The 15,833-nt window shown below is 70.0% G+C and carries 12 protein-coding genes and 1 pseudogene; 10 read left to right on the forward strand and 3 right to left on the reverse strand.

The window, feature by feature from the left end:
- Position 1: 1 nt before the first annotated feature.
- Complete coding sequence (locus tag ACZ48Z_RS34130) at positions 2–451, reverse strand: metallopeptidase family protein (RefSeq protein ID WP_468739787.1); 450 nt, start codon at positions 449–451, stop codon at positions 2–4.
- 305 nt (positions 452–756) lie between these two features.
- Here ACZ48Z_RS34130 and ACZ48Z_RS34135 point away from each other — a divergent pair, with 305 nt between their 5' ends.
- The 7 genes and pseudogenes from ACZ48Z_RS34135 (at position 757) to ACZ48Z_RS34165 (ending at position 8,282) form a co-directional block, all read left to right on the forward strand.
- On the forward strand, positions 757–1,179 hold the full coding sequence (locus ACZ48Z_RS34135) for a DUF3499 domain-containing protein (protein ID WP_468739788.1): 423 nt from the start codon (positions 757–759) through the stop codon (positions 1,177–1,179).
- A 133-nt stretch (positions 1,180–1,312) separates the two neighbouring features.
- Positions 1,313–2,618: pseudogene (locus ACZ48Z_RS34140) on the forward strand (L-lactate permease).
- Positions 2,619–2,731: 113 nt separating this feature from the next.
- Positions 2,732–4,099 carry a phosphomannomutase/phosphoglucomutase gene (locus ACZ48Z_RS34145; RefSeq protein ID WP_468739765.1) on the forward strand — a complete coding sequence of 456 codons (1,368 nt, stop codon included), beginning with the start codon at positions 2,732–2,734 and terminating at the stop codon, positions 4,097–4,099.
- A 326-nt stretch (positions 4,100–4,425) separates the two neighbouring features.
- Positions 4,426–4,596: a Trm112 family protein gene (locus tag ACZ48Z_RS34150; RefSeq protein ID WP_468739766.1), complete on the forward strand. Its 171-nt coding sequence runs from the start codon at positions 4,426–4,428 to the stop codon at positions 4,594–4,596.
- A 208-nt stretch (positions 4,597–4,804) separates the two neighbouring features.
- Positions 4,805–5,932, forward strand: coding sequence for an SIS domain-containing protein (locus tag ACZ48Z_RS34155; protein WP_468739767.1), 1,128 nt, complete (start codon positions 4,805–4,807; stop codon positions 5,930–5,932).
- 69 nt (positions 5,933–6,001) lie between these two features.
- Positions 6,002–7,153, forward strand: coding sequence for a mannose-6-phosphate isomerase, class I (manA, locus tag ACZ48Z_RS34160; RefSeq protein WP_468739768.1), 1,152 nt, complete (start codon positions 6,002–6,004; stop codon positions 7,151–7,153).
- A 145-nt stretch (positions 7,154–7,298) separates the two neighbouring features.
- Complete coding sequence (locus tag ACZ48Z_RS34165) at positions 7,299–8,282, forward strand: cation diffusion facilitator family transporter (protein WP_468739769.1); 984 nt, start codon at positions 7,299–7,301, stop codon at positions 8,280–8,282.
- A 73-nt stretch (positions 8,283–8,355) separates the two neighbouring features.
- On the opposite strand, the gene ACZ48Z_RS34170 is transcribed toward ACZ48Z_RS34165, so the two are convergent.
- The gene (locus tag ACZ48Z_RS34170) at positions 8,356–10,539 is read right to left on the reverse strand and encodes a fructose-specific PTS transporter subunit EIIC (RefSeq protein ID WP_468739770.1); all 2,184 of its coding nucleotides are present in this window, start codon (positions 10,537–10,539) and stop codon (positions 8,356–8,358) included.
- Positions 10,540–11,030: 491 nt separating this feature from the next.
- Between ACZ48Z_RS34170 and ahcY the strand changes: the two genes are divergently transcribed.
- The gene (ahcY, locus tag ACZ48Z_RS34175; protein WP_468739771.1) at positions 11,031–12,488 is read left to right on the forward strand and encodes an adenosylhomocysteinase; all 1,458 of its coding nucleotides are present in this window, start codon (positions 11,031–11,033) and stop codon (positions 12,486–12,488) included.
- A gap of 135 nt (positions 12,489–12,623) precedes the next feature.
- Positions 12,624–13,253, forward strand: coding sequence for a hypothetical protein (locus ACZ48Z_RS34180; RefSeq protein WP_468739772.1), 630 nt, complete (start codon positions 12,624–12,626; stop codon positions 13,251–13,253).
- Positions 13,254–13,279: 26 nt separating this feature from the next.
- Here ACZ48Z_RS34180 and ACZ48Z_RS34185 read toward each other — a convergent pair whose 3' ends face one another.
- Positions 13,280–14,302, reverse strand: a complete 1,023-nt coding sequence (locus tag ACZ48Z_RS34185; RefSeq protein ID WP_468739773.1) for an RDD family protein — start codon at positions 14,300–14,302, stop codon at positions 13,280–13,282.
- Positions 14,303–14,430: 128 nt separating this feature from the next.
- Between ACZ48Z_RS34185 and ACZ48Z_RS34190 the strand changes: the two genes are divergently transcribed.
- Positions 14,431–15,438, forward strand: coding sequence for a stage II sporulation protein M (locus tag ACZ48Z_RS34190; protein ID WP_468739774.1), 1,008 nt, complete (start codon positions 14,431–14,433; stop codon positions 15,436–15,438).
- Positions 15,439–15,833: the final 395 nt, after the last annotated feature.

Raw genomic sequence — 15,833 nt, forward strand, 5'->3', positions numbered from 1 at the left:
CTCAGTCCTCGCCGTACCGCGGATCGACCGTCTCCGGGGTGAGCCCCAGCAGCTCGGCGACCTGCTCCACGACCACCTCGTGCACCAGCGCCGCCCGCTCGTCGCGTCCCTTGGTGCGGATCTCCACCGGCCGCCGGTAGACGACCACGCGCGCGGCACGGTCCTCGTGCGCGGGAATCGTCCCGCCCAGGGGTACGGCCTCGTCGTTCCAGGCCTGCCCGGGCCCGTCCAGCCGTGGCACCTCCAGGACCATGAAGTCGATGTCGGCGAGCTGCGGCCAGCGTCGCTCCAGGCGCTCCACGGAGTCCTGCACCAGATCCGCGAAGGCCTCGGCTCGACTCGCGGCGAGCGGCACCTGCGGAGGGGCGATCGGTCCGCGCATGCCTCGCCCGTGGCGATCACGGCGGCGGGGCCCGGGGCCGGTGGCGCGGGGCGGTACGGGGTTGTCCATCACTGGTGAAGCGTAATCCTCGCCGCACCTCCGCGCCCGGCCCCCACGCTGCGTTCCGGATGCCGGCCGACATGACGTACGAGGGCCCCGTGCGTCATGTCGCCAGTTGACCATTCCAGCCAAGGTTGGGCTCGATTCCGTATCTCTCCGAGACCGTCTTTATCAAGGGAATTGGCATGGTTTCCACCAAGTAGTGATTGCGCTCAAGGGTGTTCGGCCCCTCGAAAACAGGTGTCTGCGCAGGTCATCGCGGTGTGATCGGTGTGGCGTGTGGGGCGTTTCACAACACGACACGGTGGAGTGACCTGGGGGCGAGTCGTCGCGGCCCGCTCAAGAGTGCGGTACCGTCCAACGTCGTGAGCCCTGTACGTCGCTGTTCGCGCACCGCTTGCGGCCGCCCCGCCGTCGCGACGCTGACGTACGTCTACGCCGACTCGACCGCGGTCCTCGGCCCGCTCGCCACCTACGCCGAACCCCACTGCTACGACCTGTGCGCCGAGCACTCCGAGCGCCTCACCGCCCCGCGCGGCTGGGAGGTCGTCCGTCTCCTCGACAGCTCGGCCCCGGCCCGGCACAGCAGTGACGATCTGGAAGCGCTTGCCAACGCCGTGCGCGAGGCGGCTCGTCCACAGGAGCGCGCCGCCGACGCGAGCGGGGCCAGGCGGGCCGATCCGATGGAGGTCGCGCGCCGCGGCCATCTGCGAATCCTGCGCTCACCGGACAACTGAGCTGGTCCGCCCGCCTCTTGTGCTGTACGTGATGTGCCGAGTGCTGCGCAGCCATTGACGCGAGCCTGGCGCGGACCATTCCGTGGGTCGCACTGAGACAGCGCTTTCCGCACGACGGAACGGGGAGGCACCCGTGTACGTCCAGGAACTCGAACCCGTCCCGACTCGCTGGTGCTGTCTGCCCGCGTCGCGGCCCTGCCCCTGGTGATCGTCCTCGTCTTGCTCGGCGGCGTCCGCATGAGGGCGCATCTGGCGGGCCTCACGGGCCTGTTGGCGGCCGCGCCGGTCGCCTGCCTCGTCTACGGCATGCAGTGGGGGCAGACGCTCTTCTGCGGATCGTCGTCAACGCCTTGTGGGTGTACCGGACGAACGTCCGCACCCAGCACTTCGACATCTGCGCGGCTCCTTCGGGCGACTGTCCGCCGGTGGACGATCCGCGCATCCAGGCCCGTGTGGTCGCCTTCTGCGTCGGCGCGCTGCTGGAGGCACTCGCCGGGTTCGGCGCTCCGGTCGCGATCTGTTCGGTCATGCTCGTCGCCCGCGGCTTCGCCCCGGTCACCGGCCTGCCCTTGCATGACCTGGCATCCGTGGTGGGTCGTCAAACACCCTTGCTGGCCCTGATGGCGCTCCTGGTGGTGTCCCTGGCGCTGATCTTGGTGCTGGTCTTCCTGGTCGACGGGAAGCGCTGCCTGCGCGAGACCTGAGTGCCCGTGCTGGTCTACGGAATCGCCTTCGCCATCGCCCAGTTCGCGGCCTCCAACCACACCTCCGCACAACTCGCCGACGTCGGCGCCGCCTTGGCCGGCGCGGGCGCCCTTGTCGCCGTACCGCACGCGCGCGTACCGGCCGTCAAGGACCGGCCGGCGAAGACGACCAGGACATACGACTGGCACTTCCTGAACGTCTTGCATCCCGACGGGGATCCTCACGGCGGTCGTGCTCGGCGTGCACACGCGTGTGGGCGTTCGCCAATGGGCCGCGACCCTGCATGAGTTGCGGTTCGCGATCCTGACCGTGGCGTCCGTTCTGGCGCTCGCGTACGTCATGAACCTTTCCGGACAGGCGGCCACCATTGGCCACTTCGTCGCGGCGGCAGGCGCCGGACTGGCCTTACTGTCACCGGTCCTGGGCTGGTTCGGGGTGGCCGTGTCCGGCTCCGACACCTCAGCCAACGCGCTGTTCGGGACGCTCCAGGTGACCGCGGCCCGGGAGTCCGAGCTCTCCCCGGAACTGCTGGCCGCAGCCGACACTCCCGGCAGCGTCCTCGGCAAGATGATCTCCCCGCAGAACCTCACCATCGCCTGCGAGGCCGTCGGGCTGGCGGGCCGCGAGGTGGCCTGCTGCGCAAGGTTCTGCCCTGGAGCCCCGGACTGCTGCTGGCGATGTGCCTGATCGTGGACGGCCAGAGCGCGCCGGTGCCGGGCTGGATGCTGCCCTGATCCGCCCACTGCCCCCTGACCTCAGATTGCGGCCGGAGTCCACTCAGCTCCCGTACAGCGCGCTGTCAGTGCGGGCGGGTAGTTTGTGGTGACCGACAGGACTTCCAGAAGGGTTGGCCGTGGCTGATCTGTCACAGCTCGTGAAGGCGTACGACGTGCGCGGAGTCGTCCCGGACCAGTGGGACGAGACGCTGGCCGAGCTCTTCGGCGCCGCCTTCGTGCAGGTGACCGGCGCGAGCGCGATCGTGACCGGCCACGACATGCGGCCCTCCTCCCCGGGTCTGTCGCGTGCCTTCGCGCGCGGAGCGGCCGCACGCGGAGTGGACGTCACCGAGATCGGCCTGTGCTCGACCGACCAGCTGTACTACGCCTCCGGCGCGCTCGACCTGCCGGGCGCGATGTTCACGGCCTCGCACAACCCCGCCCAGTACAACGGCATCAAGATGTGCCGCGCGGGCGCGGCCCCGGTCGGCCAGGACACCGGCCTCACCGAGATCCGCGAACTGGTCGAGCGGTGGAGCGACACGGGCGCTCCGGCAGCGGCCGACGAGGCGGGCACCGTCACCCGGCGGGACACGCTGAAGGACTACGCGGCCCACCTCCGTACCCTCGTCGACCTGACGTCGGTACGCCCCCTGAAGGTCGTCGTCGACGCGGGCAACGGCATGGGCGGCCACACCGTCCCGACGGTCTTCGCGGGCCTGCCTCTGGACGTCGTCCCGATGTACTTCGAACTGGACGGCACGTTCCCGAACCACGAGGCGAACCCGCTGGACCCGGCCAACATCGTCGACCTCCAGAAGCGGGTCCGCGAGGAGGGGGCCGACCTCGGCATCGCCTTCGACGGTGACGCCGACCGCTGCTTCGTCGTCGACGAGCGGGGCGCCCCGGTCTCCCCGTCCGTCATCACCGCCCTGGTGGCCTCCAGAGAGCTCGCCAGGAACGGCGGCAAGGGCACGGTCATCCACAACCTGATCACCTCCTGGTCGGTCCCGGAGGTCGTCAAGGAGCACGGCGGCACACCGGTACGCACGCGCGTGGGCCACTCCTTCATCAAGGCCGAGATGGCGAGGACCGGTGCGATCTTCGGCGGCGAGCACTCCGCGCACTACTACTTCAAGGACTTCTGGAACGCCGACACGGGCATGCTGGCCGCCCTGCACGTCCTGGCAGCACTGGGCGGCCAGGAGACCCCCCTGTCGGCTCTCGTCGCCCAGTACGACCGCTACGTCGGCTCCGGCGAGATCAACTCCACGGTCGCCGACCAGTCCGACCGCCTGGCAGCCGTCAGGGCGGCCTACGAGGGTCAGGAGGGCGTACAGCTCGACGAACTGGACGGCCTCACCATCACCGCCACCGACTGGTGGTTCAACGTCCGCCCCTCCAACACGGAACCCCTCCTGCGCCTGAACGCGGAGGCGAGGGACGAGACGACGATGACCAAGATCCGCGACGAGGTACTGACGATCATCAGGGCCTGACGCGCAGCGCCATCCCACAATCCAGCCCTCCGGATCCCCCCAATCCAGCCCGTCAGGTCCGGTCCACCCAATCCAGCCCCTCCGGCGTTTGAGGAGCGGGGGTCCAGGGGGCGGAGCCCCCTGGGAGCGGGGCCGAAGGGGCAGCGCCCCTAAAGGACGGGACGGGTAGGGGCGGCGGGGGCGACACCCCCACGGCACCCTGCCCCCCGGCCTCACCCGCACCCCACCCCCGACCTCGCCCCAACCCCGGCGCCCCCTTCTCCCCGGCGGTACCCTGACCAGGCACATCCGCACAAGCAGCCGTACCGCCCCCGAAGGGAACCCCTATGCCGCTCGAAGCCGGCCTCCTGGAGATCCTCGCCTGCCCGGCCTGTCACGCCCCCCTCAAGGACCAGGACACCGAGCTGATCTGCACAGGCAAGGACTGCGGCCTCGCGTACCCGGTCCGCGACGGCATCCCCGTACTCCTCGTCGACGAGGCGCGCCGCCCCGCCTGAGCGCACAGCCGCCGCAGACGAGACAGCGCCCCGGCTGCGACCGATGACCGACGACCGGCGCGGACCGGCGCGCTCGCGCCCCCGCAGCCGTAAGCGACAACGACACAGCGACCACCGGCGTCCCGGCCCCGCACGACCGACGACCCGGCGAAGCGACAACCCGGTGTCCCGGTGTCCCGGAGACCCGGCGATCGGAGGCTGCCGCCCCATGCTCGACGAATCGCTGCTAGACACCCCCGAGGCCCTCTCCGAGGCAGACCGCCGAGGCCTGCTCCGAGGCGCCGCGGAGGCCGGTGCCCGCGTCCGCACGGCCGCCCGGCACGCCGCCGAGGCCGGAGTGAACGACCTCAAGCCCGACGGCCGCCCGCGCGCGGTCCTCATCGCGGGCCCCGGCGCCGCCGCCACCCACGTGGCCGACCTCCTCGGCACCCTCGCCGGCGCCGGCAGCCCCGTCACCCGCCTCGCCCCCACCGGTGTCGCCCCCGCCGCGGGCGCCCTGCGCTGGGAACTCCCCGGCTGGACCGGCTCGGTCGACCTGCTCCTGATCGCCACCCCCGACGGCACCGAACCGGGCCTGTCCCTCCTCGCCGACCAGGCCTACCGCCGCGGCTGCACCGTCGTCGCCGTGGCCCCCGCCGGCACCCCGCTCTCCGAGGCGGTCGAGGGCGCCCACGGCCTGTTCGTATCCATGGCAACAGCCCCCTACGAGCAGGACACGCCCCTCACCGCATCCGCGCCCGGCGTCCTGTGGGCCCTGCTCACGCCGCTCCTCGCGATCCTCGACCGCACCGGCCTGCTCGCCGCTCCGCCCGACGTGATCGAGAAGATCGCCGACCGCCTCGACCACATCGCCGAGCGCTGCGGCCCCGCGATCGCGACCTACAGCAACCCGGCCAAGACCCTCGCCAGCGAACTCGCCGACTCGCTCCCGGTGATCTGGACCGAGGGCACCTCCGCGGGCCCCGCGGGACGGCGTTTCGCCGCCGCGCTCGCCGAGCTCTCCGGCCGCCCCGCCGTCGTCGCCGAACTCCCCGAAGCCCTCGCCGCGCACAGCACGCTGCTCGCCGGACCGCTGGCCGCCGGCGCGGACCCCGACGACTTCTTCCGCGACCGCGTCGAAGAGGCGCCCGCGCTGCACGCACGCGTGGTGCTCCTTCGAGACCGCCCGATCGGCGGCCTCAGCGCCGCCCCGGCCGCCCGCGACCTGGCCCTCGGCCACGACACACCGATCAGCGAACTGGAACCGGAGTCCGGCGGCGAGATCGAGACCCTCGCGGAACTGATCGCCGTCACGGATTTCGCCGCCGTTTACCTGGCGCTCGCCTCGGGGGCCTGACGTTGCCCGGGACGCCCCGAGCGGCGTCCGCCAGGACCCGCTGATCGCCGTACGTACAGAAAGAGCCTGATGGACCGCCTCGACAACACCATCCGCCCCTACGCCTGGGGTTCCATCACCGCCATCCCCGGGCTGCTCGGCACCCGGCCGACCGGGGAACCGCAGGCGGAGATGTGGATGGGCGCCCACCCGGGAGCCCCCTCACGCACCGGCCGGGGCACGCTCGTCGAGGTCATCGACGCCGACCCGTCGCGCGAGCTGGGCGAGGGGACCGTCGCCAAGTTCGGTCCCCGCCTGCCCTTCCTGCTCAAGATCCTCGCCGCGGGTGCCCCGCTCTCCCTCCAGGTGCACCCGAACCTCGCGCAGGCGAAGGAGGGCTACGAGGACGAGGAACGCCGAGGCATCCCCGTGGACGCGGGCCACCGCAACTACAAGGACGCCAACCACAAGCCCGAACTGATCTGCGCACTCACCGAGTTCGACGGCCTGTGCGGCTTCCGCGAGCCCGCGCGCGCGGCCGAACTGCTCGACGCGCTCGGCGTCGACTCCCTCAAGCCGTACGTCGACCTCCTGCACGCCCGCCCGGAGGAGGCGGCCCTGCGCGAGGTCCTGACGGCCGTCCTCACCGCCGACCGGGAGGAGATGGCCCGCACGGTCACCGAGGCCACGGCCGCCTGCACCCGCCTCGGCGGCGACCACGCCCCCTATGCCGACATCGCCCATCACTACCCGGGCGACCCGGGCGTCATCGCCGCGATGCTTCTCAACCACGTCCGGCTCCAGCCCGGCGAGGCCCTGTTCCTCGGCGCCGGCATCCCGCACGCCTACCTCAACGGCCTCGGCGTCGAGATCATGGCCAACTCCGACAACGTCCTGCGCTGCGGCCTGACCCCCAAGCACGTCGACGTCCCCGAACTCCTGCGCATCGTCCGCTTCGAGGCCGCCGACCCCGGGGTGCTCCGCCCCGAGGCGTCCCCCGCGGGCGAGGAGGTCTACGACACCCCCATCGACGAGTTCCGGCTCTCCCGCTACGTCCTGGCCGAGGGCTCCGCCGACCACGACCTCACCCGTCCGACCCCGCAGATCCTGCTCTGCACGGCAGGTTCCGTCCGTACCGGGGAACACGAGCTGAGCCCCGGTCAGTCGGTCTTCGTGCCGGCGGGGGAGAAGGCCGCGGTGTCCGGGACGGGAACGCTCTTCCGGGCCACCGTCATCGTGTGACCGCGACTTTGTGATCGTATGACCGGGGCTGTGGACGCTTGAGACGTCCGTGCCGGGAGAGGCTGCAAGAATGGCCCACCGGCAAAGGGCGGGCAAAGGCCGGTACGGCGCAGAGGCACTTGAGGCGAAGGGACAACGCGAGCAGATGAGCGCGTCAGGCGGAAACAAGGCGATCGTGGCGGCACTCGGTGCCAACCTCGCGATCGCGGCATCGAAGTTCGTGGCGTTCGCGTTCAGTGGCTCGTCCTCGATGCTCGCCGAGGGCGTGCACTCGCTCGCCGACTCCGGCAACCAGTTCCTGCTCCTGCTCGGCGGCAAGAAGGCCCAGCGCGAGGCCACCCCGCAACACCCCTTCGGCTACGGCCGTGAGCGGTACATCTACGCGTTCCTGGTCTCCATCGTGCTCTTCTCGGTCGGCGGCATGTTCGCCGTCTACGAGGGCTACGAGAAGATCAAGCACCCGCACGACATCGAACACTGGTACTGGCCGGTGGGTGTCCTCGTCTTCGCGATCATCGCCGAGGGCTTCTCCTTCCGGACCGCCATCAAGGAGTCCAACCCGCTGCGCGGCGACCTCTCCTGGAAGGAGTTCGTGCGCCGCGCCAAGGCGCCCGAGCTCCCGGTCGTCCTCCTGGAGGACTTCGGTGCCCTCGTCGGTCTGATCCTCGCGCTCGGCGGCGTCGGCCTGGCCCTGCTCACCGGCGACGGCGTCTGGGACGGCGTCGGCACCCTCTGCATCGGCATCCTGCTCATCCTGATCGCGTTCGTCCTGGCCGCCGAGACCAAGTCCCTGCTGCTCGGCGAGTCCGCGGGCGTCGAGGAGGTCAAGAAGATCGAGACCGCGATCGTCGACGGCCACACCGTCACCGGCATCATCCACATGCGCACGCTCCACCTCGGCCCCGAGGAACTGCTCGTAGCCGCCAAGATCGCCGTCCAGCACGACGACTCTGCCGCCGAGGTCGCCTCCGCCATCAACGCCGCCGAGTCCCGCATCCGAGAGGCCGTCCCGATCGCCCGGGTCATCTACCTCGAACCGGACATCTACAGCGATGCCGAGGCCGCCAAGGGCGCCGACCGGGAGGCGACCCCCGGGGGACCGGCACAGCAGCCGACTCCCGGCCACTGACGGTCCGCCGCGCTACGGCGACGGGGCCGGCCGATCTCTCGGCGGGCCCCGTCTCTCCACGGCCGTCCGGCAGCTAGCGGATGTCCTCCAGCACCTCCAGCACGGCCCCCTCGTCCGGCGCCGAGATCAGCCGCTCCCGGAACCCGGGATCCATCAGCTTCCGCGACAACAGCGCGAGGATCCGCAGGTGTTCGTCGCCCGCGGCGGCCTCCGGCACCGCGATCATGAAGACCAGCCTGGCCTTCGTACCGTCCAGCGAGCCCCACTCGATGCCCTCGTCGGACCGAGCGAACCCGACGACGGGCGCGGTCACCGCATCCGTCTTGGCGTGCGGGATCGCGATCTCCTCCCCGAGCCCGGTCGTGCCCTGCTCCTCCCGCCGCAGGGCCGTGGCGACCAGCTCGTCCACGTCGGTCACCTTGCCGGTCCGGACGAGCAGCGCGGCCATCTCCCGGATGGCGGCCTCCTTGGAGCGGGCGTCGAGGGCGACCTTCACGGTCTGCCCGGTGAGGTAGCCGGAGAGGACCTTGCCTCCGACCTCGGCCTCGGTTGCGGAAGCATCTCCGCCCTTGGCCTCACCGCCGGTGCCGGTGCCGCCACCGGGGTGGGCGTCGGCGGTTGCCGCAGCTTCGGCCGACTCCGCCTTCGCAGCGGGAGCAACCGAGGCCACGACGCTCTGCGCCATCACGGCTCCGACCGCTCCTGCTCCCGCCACCCCCGTGCCCACCCCGACCAGCGCCGGTTCGAGCGGGCCGGGCTCGTACGACCCGGCCGCACCGGGCGCGGCCACCGGCGCAGCGCCCTTGCGCCTCCGCTCAGCGATGTCGACCAACGTGACTGTCGTCAGCGCCGTGACCACCGTGCCGATGACCACGGCCACGAAGAACATCGGCACCCCGCTCACCGCGCCCAGCACCGCCACGATCGGCCCACCGTGCGGCACCGCGTCCTCGACTCCGGCGACGCCCGCGACCGCACCGGCCACCGCCCCACCGACCATGTTGGCCGGAATGACCTGCGTGGGCCGCGCCGCCGCAAACGGGATGGCGCCTTCCGAGATGCCGAAACAGCCCATGAACAGCGCGGCCAGACCGGTCTCCCGCTCCTGCTCGGTGTAGAGCCGCTTCCGTATCAAGGTCGCCAGCCCCTGCCCGAGCGGCATGACCGGGATCGTGGCCGCGCACATGCCCATGACCGTCTGGTTGCCGGTCGCGATGAGCCCCGTGCCGAACAGGAACGCCGTCTTGTTGACCGGCCCGCCCATATCGAAGGCGATCATGAGCCCGAGAACCGCGCCCAGCAGGATCGCGCTCGTCCCCGTCATCCCGCTGAGCCAGCTGGTGAGGTGTTCGAACACCCAGGAGATCGGCCGGCCGATGACGTAGATGAAGAACAGCCCGAGCGCCGTGGTCGCCACGATCGGGATCACGATGATCGGCATGATCGGCTGCGCGAACTTCGGGACCCTGACCTTCTTGATCCACAGCACCAGGTACCCGGCGAGGAACCCGGTCACGATCGCCCCGATGAACCCGGCGCCCGCCTTCGAGTCGTACAGCGAACCCGTGTTGGCGATCCAGCCGCCGATCATGCCGGGCACGAGCGCGGGCCGGTCCGCGATGGCGTAGGCGATGTATCCGGACAGGATCGGGATCATCAACTGGAAGCCGATGACACCGATCTGATTGACGTCGGCCCAGAAGGTGCCTTCGGGGATCACATAGCCCTTGGCCGTCGCGTCGCCTCCGAGAGCGAGCGAGACCGCGATCAGCAGACCGCCGACCACGACGAACGGGATCATGTACGAGACGCCGTTCATCAGCGCCTTGTAGACCGTGCTCCGCTGTTTGCCGCCGTCGGCCGATGCGGCAGCCGTGGGCGCAGTGCCCGCCGTGTGCACAGGCGCCGACCGCACCCGCTCGATCAACTGCTCGGGGTGGTGGATTCCCTCCGCCACCCCCACGGTCAGGACCCTCTTGCCCACGAAACGGCTCAGGTCCACGTCCTTGTCCGCGGCGATGATCACGCCGTCCGCGGTGCTGACATCGTTGTCATCCAAGACGTTCTCGGCACCGATGGATCCCTGGGTCTCCACCTTCATGTCGATGCCGCGGCTCTCGGCGGCCTGCGCGAGCTTCTCCGCCGCCATGTACGTGTGGGCGATGCCGGTCGGGCAGGCGGTCACCGCGAGCAGCTTCAACCGCTGCTGCTCTCTGCTGCCGCCGCCCGTGGGGGGAGGTTCGGCCGGACTGGTCACGTCGATCTCCTCACGCCTTTGTCACGCGAAAACGCCGTCCCGGACGCCCCCGCGAGATCGATCAGATGTTCCGATCGCTTCGCATCCACCCTCGCCTGCCCCGACCGCCCAAGCAGCAAAAGTCCCTTGACGACCTGGTCTGTTGCCGCCTGTTCCAGGATTCATGGGTCTGAAGTCACCGTCGCCGGGGCACCCTGTCAGGACGGCCGGCGGCGCCTCGACGATGACCAGGACGGCAGCCCGCGTTCGGCCTGACGTATTCGGAGGCGGGCTGGGGTCGCCCGGCCGACCGGTGTAGCTTGGGACGAAGCCAGACGTCGCTGCTGATGGCGGTCGGGCGGTCCCACCGCGGACCGACCGAGGGAGAGAGGGCCTCCGACGGACTGCGCTGCGCGCACCGGGCATGCCTATGTCCTCTTCGGGCACCCCTGTGTCCGCCGCCGCGCAGACCAGCCGTACCCACCTCGCCCCAACCCCGAGGAGCAGCTCGCATGACGACTGTCGAAAACCGACAGGACTTCAAGGTCGCCGATCTCTCCCTGGCCGCCTTCGGCCGCAAGGAGATCACCCTCGCCGAGCACGAGATGCCCGGCCTGATGGCGATCCGCCGGGAGTTCGCCGCCACCCAGCCGCTGGCCGGCGCCCGCATCATGGGCTCCCTGCACATGACCGTGCAGACCGCCGTCCTGATCGAGACCCTGGTCGCCCTCGGCGCCGAGGTCCGCTGGGTCTCCTGCAACATCTTCTCCACCCAGGACCACGCGGCCGCCGCTGTCGCGGTAGGCCCGAACGGAACGCCCGAGAACCCCCAGGGCATCCCGGTCTTCGCCTGGAAGGGCGAGACCCTGGAGGAGTACTGGTGGTGCACGGAGCAGGCTCTGACCTGGCCGAACACCCCCACCGGCGGCCCGAACATGATCCTGGACGACGGCGGCGACGCCACCATGCTCGTCCACAAGGGCGTCGAGTACGAGAAGGCCGGCAAGGTCCCCTCGGCCGACACCGCCGAGTCCGACGAGCACCGCGTCGTCCTCGAACTCCTCGACCGCACCATCACCGAGGGTTCACAGAAGTGGACCCAGGTCGCCTCGGAGATCCGCGGCGTGACCGAGGAGACCACGACCGGCGTACACCGCCTGTACGAGATGCACCGGGACGGCACCCTCCTGTTCCCGGCGATCAACGTCAACGACGCCGTCACCAAGTCGAAGTTCGACAACAAGTACGGCTGCCGCCACTCCCTGATCGACGGCATCAACCGCGCCACCGACGTCCTCATCGGCGGCAAGACCGCGGTCGTCTGTGGCTACGGCGACGTGGGCAAGGGCTGCGCGGAGTCCCTGCGCGGCCAGGGCGCCCGCGTCATCGTCACCGAGATCGACCCGATCTGCGCGCTGCAGGCGGCGATGGACGGCTACCAGGTCACGACGCTGGACGAGGTCGTCGACAAGGCGGACATCTTCATCACCACGACGGGCAACAAGGACATCATCATGGCCGCGGACATGGCCAAGATGAAGCACCAGGCGATCGTCGGCAACATCGGCCACTTCGACAACGAGATCGACATGGCCGGCCTCGCCCAGATCCCCGGCATCGTCAAGGACGAGGTCAAGCCGCAGGTCCACACCTGGAAGTTCCCCGACGGCAAGGTGCTGATCGTCCTCTCCGAGGGCCGCCTGCTGAACCTGGGCAACGCCACCGGGCACCCGTCGTTCGTGATGTCCAACTCCTTCGCGGACCAGACCCTGGCCCAGATCGAGCTGTTCACCAAGCCCGACGAGTACCCGACCGACGTCTACGTGCTCCCCAAGCACCTCGACGAGAAGGTCGCCCGCCTCCACCTGGACGCGCTCGGCGTGAAGCTGACCGAGCTGCGCCCGGAGCAGGCGTCGTACATCGGCGTCGAGGTCGACGGCCCGTACAAGCCGGACCACTACCGCTACTGAGCCCCCAGGGCACGGCAGCAGTTCCTCCGAGGCAGGCCCCCGCACCCCCGTGCCGGGGGCCTGCCCCATTGGCCCTGTGACCCATCGCCATGTGTGACCGTCAGGCCGGACAGCCCGTCAGAACCCAGGACATCCATGCCACGCGGCCGTTATTCGCTCCACGATCCGCACGATCACACCCCTCTCGCAGACGAACACTTCCAGTGCGCCCCCGGCCCGTCCGGCTGGCGCTACGTCTCTCAACTGACCACCCCCGACGGCGGTCACAGCGGCTCGGTCGACCTGACCCTCGACGAACTCGGTCGCCCCATCCGCCTCGAACTCCATGCCGCGAGCTGGCAGGTGCGCGGTGCCGCGCTCGACGGTGTCACCTGGGTCCGCACCGACCCCACCGGGTCCCACGCCACGGAAGGCAACGTGGCCGCCCATGCCTTCACCGGCACATCCCCCGCATTCCTCGTCGCCACCACCCGTCTCCTGCGCCTCACCCCCTCCGCCTCAGCAACTCGCGTACGCCTCGTGGCCTTCACGGACCCCGTCCTCGCCCCGCGCACCGTGGACCAGTCCTGGACCTTGCTGAAAAGAGAAGCACACGCCACTGACAACGGCCCGTTGACCGTGGAGGAGTACCAGGTCACAGCCCTGGATACCGGCGAGCAGCACTCCGTGCACATCGCTGGGGACGTGGTCCTCGCAGCCCCGGGAATCGAGCTGGAAGACCTCGAATCCCCACCGTCGGCGTTCCCTGAACCACCCCTCGACTGAACCGACTTCAGTGACAGTCGCCAGGATCACGCCGGCGGGGCGAACCCGGACGCGCGCCTGCCTGCTGACGGCGCGCCGGACGGGCCACCTTCAGTGACGCCCTCGGCGTTCTCGGGCGAGGCTCCGCCTGCCGGAACATCGCCGGGAAGCCCTACGACCGGACCCGCCGCATAGCCGTGCGCCACATACGGCTGAGGGGAGGACGCGGGAGCAGGCCGCGCTCCCGGGTACGGGTAGCCACCCGCCACTCCGACGGCAGGGGCGGCCCCTGTCACGGGCGACGGACCGGCCTGCGCCATACCGTTGCCGAAAGATCGCCGGGCCTCGCGAGCCTGCCGTTCCTGCACCACGGCCGCCAGATACGCGCCCGGCGGCACACTCTGCGGAGCCGGAGCCCCCGTATGAGCCGCGAGGTCGGACGCGAGCCGCTCCGCCATGGCCCACCCGACCTGCTGATCCAGCTGGTGCATCCGTGTCAGGTACTGCCGGATGGCAAGCCAAAGGCCATCGGGGACCGCTGACAGATCGAGTTGCGAGAACCGCCCGGCCAGCCAGGGCGGGGGCGGGGGCACGAAACCGCCGGGTGCGACGGGTATCCGTTCCCGTACGACCAGCGTCCCCGCGAACACGTCACCGAGCCGACGCCCGCGCGCAGAAACCAGCGAAGCTATACAGGCGACGACTCCGAAGGTCATCAGGATCTCGACCACGCCGATGGCGCCCCGCACCAGCGCATGCCGGAACCGAATCGGTCCACCGTCGTCCCGCACCACCCGAAGCCCCACGGCGAGCTTCCCCAACGAGCGCCCATGGCTCAGCGTCTCCACCGCGATCGGCCCACCCACCAACAGGAGCAGGAACGCGGCGATCGACAGGGCAGCCTGCGCCGCGTCGTCCAACGAAGAGGAAGCGGCCACCAGCGCAATGGTCACGGCGATGTACACGACCATGACCACGATCAGATCGATCACCACGGCCAACACCCTGCTGGGCAGCCTCGCAGGGCGCAGCTCAAGTGCCACCGCCTCGCCCGTCACCAGCTCACTCACGTCCGCCGCCTTCCCCTGCCCTGCCCAGTGGATGACCAGTCTGCCAAGCTGAGAGCGCATCGTGCCGCAGTACGACAAGCTGACACCGACGACGGACCGCCGACGATCAGCCGAGGAGCAGGAAACCGATGGACCTCGACGTCTTCGTCTCCGCCCACCGAGCCGAGTGGGACCGCCTGGACGCCCTGCTCCGGCGCCAGCGCCGCCTGAACGGCACCGAGGTGGACGAACTCGTCGCCCTATACCAGCGCACCGCCACTCACCTTTCCCTGATCCAGTCCAGCGCACCCGACCCGCAGCTCACGGGCCGACTCAGCCAACTCGTGGCACGCGCGCGTAGCGCCGTGACAGGAACCCGCCGCGCCTCCTGGCGCGACGTCACCCGCTTCCTGGCATACGGCTTCCCCGCCGCTGTCTACCGGTCGCGCCACTGGTGGGTGCCCACCGCACTGCTGTCCACCGTCGTCGCCGCCCTCCTGGGCTGGTGGATCGGCACCCACCCAGAGGTGCAGTCCTCCATCGCGGCCCCCAGCGAACTGCGCGAGCTGACCCGCCCGGGCGGCCAGTACGAGACGTACTACTCAAGCCATCCCGCGGCCTCCTTCGCCGCCCAGGTGTGGACGAACAACGCCCAGGCCGCCGCCATGTGCCTGGTCCTGGGAGTCTTCCTGGGCCTGCCGGTCCTGTGGATCCTGTTCCAGAACATGCTCAACCTCGGTGTCGGGCTGGGCCTGATGTCCTCGGCCGGCCGCCTGGACACCTTCCTCGGCCTCGTCCTCCCGCACGGCCTGCTCGAACTCACCGCGGTCTTCGTAGCCGCCGGCACAGGGCTTCGTCTCGGCTGGACTCTGATCGACCCGGGCCCCCGCTCCCGACGTGCCGCACTGGCCGAGGAGGGTCGAGCTGCCGTGGGCATGGCGATCGGCCTGGCCCTGGTCCTGTTCGTCTCCGGCGCCATCGAGGGCTTCGTGACCCCTTCGGGCCTGCCCACCTGGGCCCGCATAGCCATCGGGATCATCGCCGAGCTGGCCTTCCTCGCCTATGTCTTCGTTCTGGGCGGACGAGCGGCTCGCGCCGGCGACACGGGCGATGTCGAGGAAGCAGAACGCAGCGCAGGCGTCCCCATCGCTGCTTGATGTGCAGGCGACCGTACAGAGCTGCTACTGTCTCCTTCGCCCCGCAAGAGCCGTTGACACGGACGATGCGGGGAGGTAGATTCGAACAGTTGCCTGGAGCCGGGTTCATCCCGCTCGGCAACGGTGAGTGTCTGTCTGCTTCTGGAAATCTCGATTTCGAAGAAGCCCCTTCCCGATGAAATCGGAAACAAGATGGCCGGTCAGTCCGGCCTGAAACTTCTGATAATGTTGGGACCGCCGGAAAGGGAAACGCGGAAGCGGGAACCTGGAAAGCACCGAGGAAATCGGGCCGGGAAACGGTCTGGTAGAGTCGGAAACGCAAGACCGAAGGGAAAAAGCCCGGAGGAAAGCCCGAGAGGGTGAGTACAAAGGAAGCGTCCGTTCCTTGAGAACTC

Source organism: Streptomyces sp. NPDC031225 (assembly GCF_055570355.1).